We start from the raw sequence: 4580 nt of genomic DNA on the forward strand, positions 1-4580 counted from the left end.
CCGCCACATCGTGGCAGCCACCAGGCCTTCGCCTCAGGTTTTAAGATTTGTTAAGTAATATTTAAGCCTGACAAATCGGAATTTCCCGGCGGCTTGTGGTATTTCCGTTATCATTGCCGCCGTAGCCTCACCGAATACATTTAAAGGAGCCCCAGCTCATGTCTAAACCTGCCTACAAGCGTGTCCTCCTCAAATTGTCTGGCGAAGCCCTGATGGGCGACGATCCATACGGCATCAACCGGGGCACGATCGAGCGGATGGTGGCAGACGTGGCCGAGGTCGCGAAACTGGGCGTGGAAGTCGCTGTCGTGATCGGCGGCGGCAATATCTTCCGTGGCGTGGCGCCAGGCGCCCAGGGCATGGACCGCGCTACCGCGGACTATATGGGCATGCTGGCCACCGTGATGAACGCACTGGCCCTGGCCGACGCCATGCGCCACATCGGCGTCACCGCCCGCGTGATGTCCGCCATCAGCATTGAACAGGTTGTTGAGCCTTACGTGCGCCCGAAAGCGCTGCAGTACCTGGAAGAAGGCAAGGTCGTGATCTTCGCCGCCGGTACCGGCAACCCGTTCTTCACGACCGATACTGCTGCAGCATTGCGCGGTTCGGAAATGAGCGCGGAAATCGTGCTGAAGGCCACCAAGGTGGACGGCGTGTACACCGCCGACCCGAAGAAAGACCCGAACGCCACCCTGTACCACAAGATCAGCTTCGACGAAGCGATCGCCAAGCACCTGCAGGTCATGGACGCCACCGCCTTTGCGCTGTGCCGCGACCAGAAACTGCCGATCAAAGTATTCTCGATTACCAAGCCGGGCGCGTTGATGAACGTGATCATGGGCGCGGAAGAGGGTACACTTGTTCACGTATAAACAATATAAACTGAGTAAACTCAAGCAACAGGAGAGCAGCAATGTCTACCGCTGACATCAAAAAAAACGCACAGGACAAGATGGGTAAGTCGCTGGAGACGCTGAAGAGCGATCTGGCTAAAGTGCGTACCGGCCGTGCCCACACCGGCATCCTGGACCATGTGATGGTCGATTACTACGGCAACCCAACCCCGATCAACCAGGTCGCCAACCTGACCCTGATGGACGCCCGTACCATCGGCGTAACCCCGTTCGAAAAGAAAATGGGCGCCGCCATCGAGAAGGCCATCCGCGATGCGGACCTGGGTCTGAACCCGTCCGCACAGGGCGACACCATCCGCGTGCCGACCCCGCCGCTGACCGAAGAGCGCCGCAAGGAAATGGTCAAGCTGTGCAAGGGCGAAGGTGAAGATGCCAAGGTCGCGATCCGCAATATCCGCCGTGACGCCAACGAAGGCCTGAAGAAGYTGGTGAAAGACAAAGCCATCTCGGAAGACGAAGAGCGCCGCGCCGGTGACGAGGTTCAAAAGCTGACCGACAAGTTCATCGCCGACATCGACAAGACCGTCGCCGAAAAAGAAAAGGAAGTCCTGACCGTTTAAGGTTACGAAACCGGGGACAGGCGAGGGCGTTTGCCCCCGTCGTCCCCGGTTTTTTAAGTATACGTATCTATGAAATATACGAGTTCGACGACCGCGGTTCCCGAATCGCCCAAAGTGCCTCGCCATGTGGCGATGATCATGGACGGCAACGGGCGCTGGGCGACCAAGCGTTTCCTGCCCCGAGTGGCCGGCCACGTCAAAGGCGTGGAAGCGGTGCGCACCGTGGTGGAAGCCTGCGCCGCGCGCGGCATCGAGTACCTGACGGTGTTTGCCTTCAGTTCCGAAAACTGGCGCCGTCCGGAAGAGGAAGTATCCCTGCTGATGAAACTCTTTGTCACTGCGCTGGAACGCGAAGTGGCCAAGATGCACGCCAATAACATCCGCCTGAAAGTGGTCGGTGACCTCAGCCGCTTCGACCAGAAGCTGCAGGACATGATCGCCACCGCCGAGCGCAAGACTGCCGCCAACACCCGTATGACGGTTACCGTGTGCGCCAACTATGGCGGACGCTGGGATATCATGCAGGCCATCGGCAAGATGGTGGCTGAACATCCGGGGCAGACCGATTTCTCGGAAGAGCAATTGGCGCCGTACCTGTCCATGGCCTATGCGCCGGAACCGGACCTGTTCATCCGCACCGGCGGTGAAGAGCGCATCTCGAATTTCCTGCTGTGGCAGCTGGCSTATACCGAGCTGTRKTTCACCGATACGTATTGGCCCGATTTTGACGCTGAGCGCCTGGATGAGGCCATCTCCTCCTACCAGAACCGCGAGCGCCGTTTCGGCCGCACCGGCGACCAGGTCGCAGAGAAAAAATAAAATATGCTGAAGACACGAGTCATCACGGCTGTACTGCTGTTGGCGGTGCTGCTGCCTGTACTGTTTTCCAATTACTACCCGGCGGTGGCCGTGGTGGTGACGCTGTTCTTCGGCGCCGCGTCGTGGGAGGCCTTCCGTCTCTTCAGGAACCGCGCCGCCATCGTCATTGCCTTATTCTGGGCCGGCGCTTTCGCTTACACCTTCTTCTTCAATAATGGCCTGGACCAGGCCCGCTTCTGGGTGGCGATCGGCGCCGCCATCTGGCTGCTGCGCTTTGCGCCATCCCTCAAGCTTGGCCTGCCGCCGCTGGAAGGCGTCGGCAATCTGATGCTGAGCATGGTGTATGTGGTGACCCTGGTGTCCTGCTTCGTCGCCATCCTGGTGCTGTATCAGCGTTCGCCGGTCTACCTGATCTCGGCCATGGCCCTGGTGTGGATTGCCGACATTGGCGCATACTTTGCGGGCAAGGCATTCGGCAAGCGCAAACTGGCGCCGTCCATTTCGCCGGGCAAATCCTGGGAAGGTGCGATTGGCGGCTGGGTCGCCGTGCTGGTGATCGCCTCGCTGACTGTGCTGGCTGCGGGCACCGTACCGCTGTTCCAGGACACTTTCGCCGTCAAACTGCAGGCAAAGATGGGCTGGGCGATTACGCTGGCCGTGCTGACTGTGATTGTCGCCGCGTCGATCGTTGGCGACCTGTTTGAATCCATGCTGAAGCGCCGCGCGGGCCTGAAAGACAGCAGCAATCTGCTGCCGGGCCACGGCGGTGTGCTGGACCGTATCGACGCGCTGGTACCGGTGCTGCCAGTGGCGGCCCTGATTTCCGGCTGGCTGTAAAAAGGAAGACCATGCAACGCATTACCATTCTCGGCGCTACCGGTTCCATCGGCGTTTCGACGCTGGACGTGATTGCCCGCCATCCCGACCGTTACTCCGTGTACGCGCTGACGGCGCATAGCCGCGTGGAAGCGCTGGCGGCGCAGTGCATCCAGTTCAAACCGGCGCGCGCTGTGGTCGGCTYGGCCGCCGCTGCCGAGCAGCTGCAGGCGCTGCTGCGTGCAGCCGGCTCGCGCACCGAAGTGGAGTGGGGCGAGGCAGCGCTGTGCGCCGTGTCTTCCGCCGCAGAAACGGATGCCGTGATGGCTGCTATCGTCGGCGCGGCCGGCCTGGCGCCGACCCTGGCCGCTGCGCGCGCCGGCAAGAAGGTGCTGCTGGCAAACAAGGAAGCGCTGGTGATGTCCGGCCAGCTGTTCATGGACGCCATCGCGCAAAGCGGCGCCCAGCTGCTGCCGATCGATTCGGAACACAATGCGATCTTCCAGTGCCTGCCGATGGGCTATGGCCGCGTGCCTGCCAGGGCGGGCGTGACCAAGATTCTGCTGACCGCATCCGGCGGTCCTTTCCTGAAGCGCGATGTCGCCACCCTGGATAACGTTACGCCGGACGAGGCCTGCAAGCATCCGAAGTGGTCGATGGGCCGCAAGATTTCGGTGGACTCGGCCACCATGATGAACAAGGGCCTGGAGGTGATCGAGGCGCACTGGCTGTTCGGCGCACCGGCTGCGCAGATCGAAGTGGTGATTCACCCGCAATCGGTGGTGCATTCCATGGTGTCCTATGACGACGGCTCCGTGCTGGCGGAACTGGGCAATCCGGATATGCGCACCCCGATTGCGCAGGCTTTGGCCTATCCTGAACGTATCGCCTCCGGCGTAGCGCAGCTGGACCTGGCGCAAGTCGGCATGCTGCAGTTCGAGAAACCGGACTTCGTGCAGTTCCCCTGCCTGAAGCTGGCCTACGACGCACTGAACGCAGGCGGTACGGCGCCAACCCTGCTGAACGCGGCCAATGAAGTGGCAGTGGCCGCCTTCCTGGATATGCGCCTCGGTTTCCRCCAGATCGACCGCGTCATCGCCGCCGTGATGGACGAAGTAGCGCATGGCGCTGCGTCCAGTATCGAAGCGGTGATGGCGCAGGATGCCCTGGCGCGTGCGGCGGCGGAGCGTGTTATCGCCGCGCTGCCGAAAACCGCAAACCAGGGGCAAACCCTGAGGGTCTGACCCCGGGGACAGGGGTTATAGGGTAAATATCATGGAACTGATTCGCACCCTGATCGCTTTTGCAGTCTGCCTCGGCACCCTGATCGTGTTCCACGAACTGGGGCATTACATGGTCGCGCGCTGGTGCGGCGTGAAGGTGCTGCGCTTCTCGGTCGGCATGGGCAAAGTGATCTGGTCGCGCCGGGTCGGCCCTGACCAGACCGAGTGGGCCATCTCCGTATTGC

Annotated in this window: 6 protein-coding genes; all 6 read left to right on the forward strand. The window is 61.3% G+C overall.

Features of this window, described 5'->3' with window-relative positions; genetic code table 11:
- The first annotated feature begins 158 nt into the window (after positions 1–158).
- Positions 159–875 carry a UMP kinase gene (gene pyrH, locus AB4Z11_RS23780; RefSeq protein WP_395398882.1) on the forward strand — a complete coding sequence of 239 codons (717 nt, stop codon included), beginning with the start codon at positions 159–161 and terminating at the stop codon, positions 873–875.
- A gap of 41 nt (positions 876–916) precedes the next feature.
- Positions 917–1477, forward strand: a complete 561-nt coding sequence (gene frr / locus AB4Z11_RS23785; protein ID WP_442028140.1) for a ribosome recycling factor — start codon at positions 917–919, stop codon at positions 1475–1477.
- Positions 1478–1546: 69 nt separating this feature from the next.
- Positions 1547–2296 (forward strand): polyprenyl diphosphate synthase, encoded by a 750-nt coding sequence (uppS, locus tag AB4Z11_RS23790; RefSeq protein WP_442028141.1) that lies wholly within the window; start codon positions 1547–1549, stop codon positions 2294–2296.
- A 3-nt stretch (positions 2297–2299) separates the two neighbouring features.
- On the forward strand, positions 2300–3133 hold the full coding sequence (locus AB4Z11_RS23795; RefSeq protein ID WP_442028142.1) for a phosphatidate cytidylyltransferase: 834 nt from the start codon (positions 2300–2302) through the stop codon (positions 3131–3133).
- 11 nt (positions 3134–3144) lie between these two features.
- The gene (ispC, locus tag AB4Z11_RS23800) at positions 3145–4356 is read left to right on the forward strand and encodes a 1-deoxy-D-xylulose-5-phosphate reductoisomerase (RefSeq protein WP_442028143.1); all 1212 of its coding nucleotides are present in this window, start codon (positions 3145–3147) and stop codon (positions 4354–4356) included.
- A 31-nt stretch (positions 4357–4387) separates the two neighbouring features.
- Positions 4388–4580: site-2 protease family protein (locus tag AB4Z11_RS23805; RefSeq protein WP_442028144.1), on the forward strand; the 193-nt coding region annotated here is incomplete at its 3' end.

The organism is Pseudoduganella sp. RAF53_2, assembly GCF_052113985.1.
Taxonomy (GTDB): Bacteria; Pseudomonadota; Gammaproteobacteria; order Burkholderiales; family Burkholderiaceae_D; genus Rugamonas.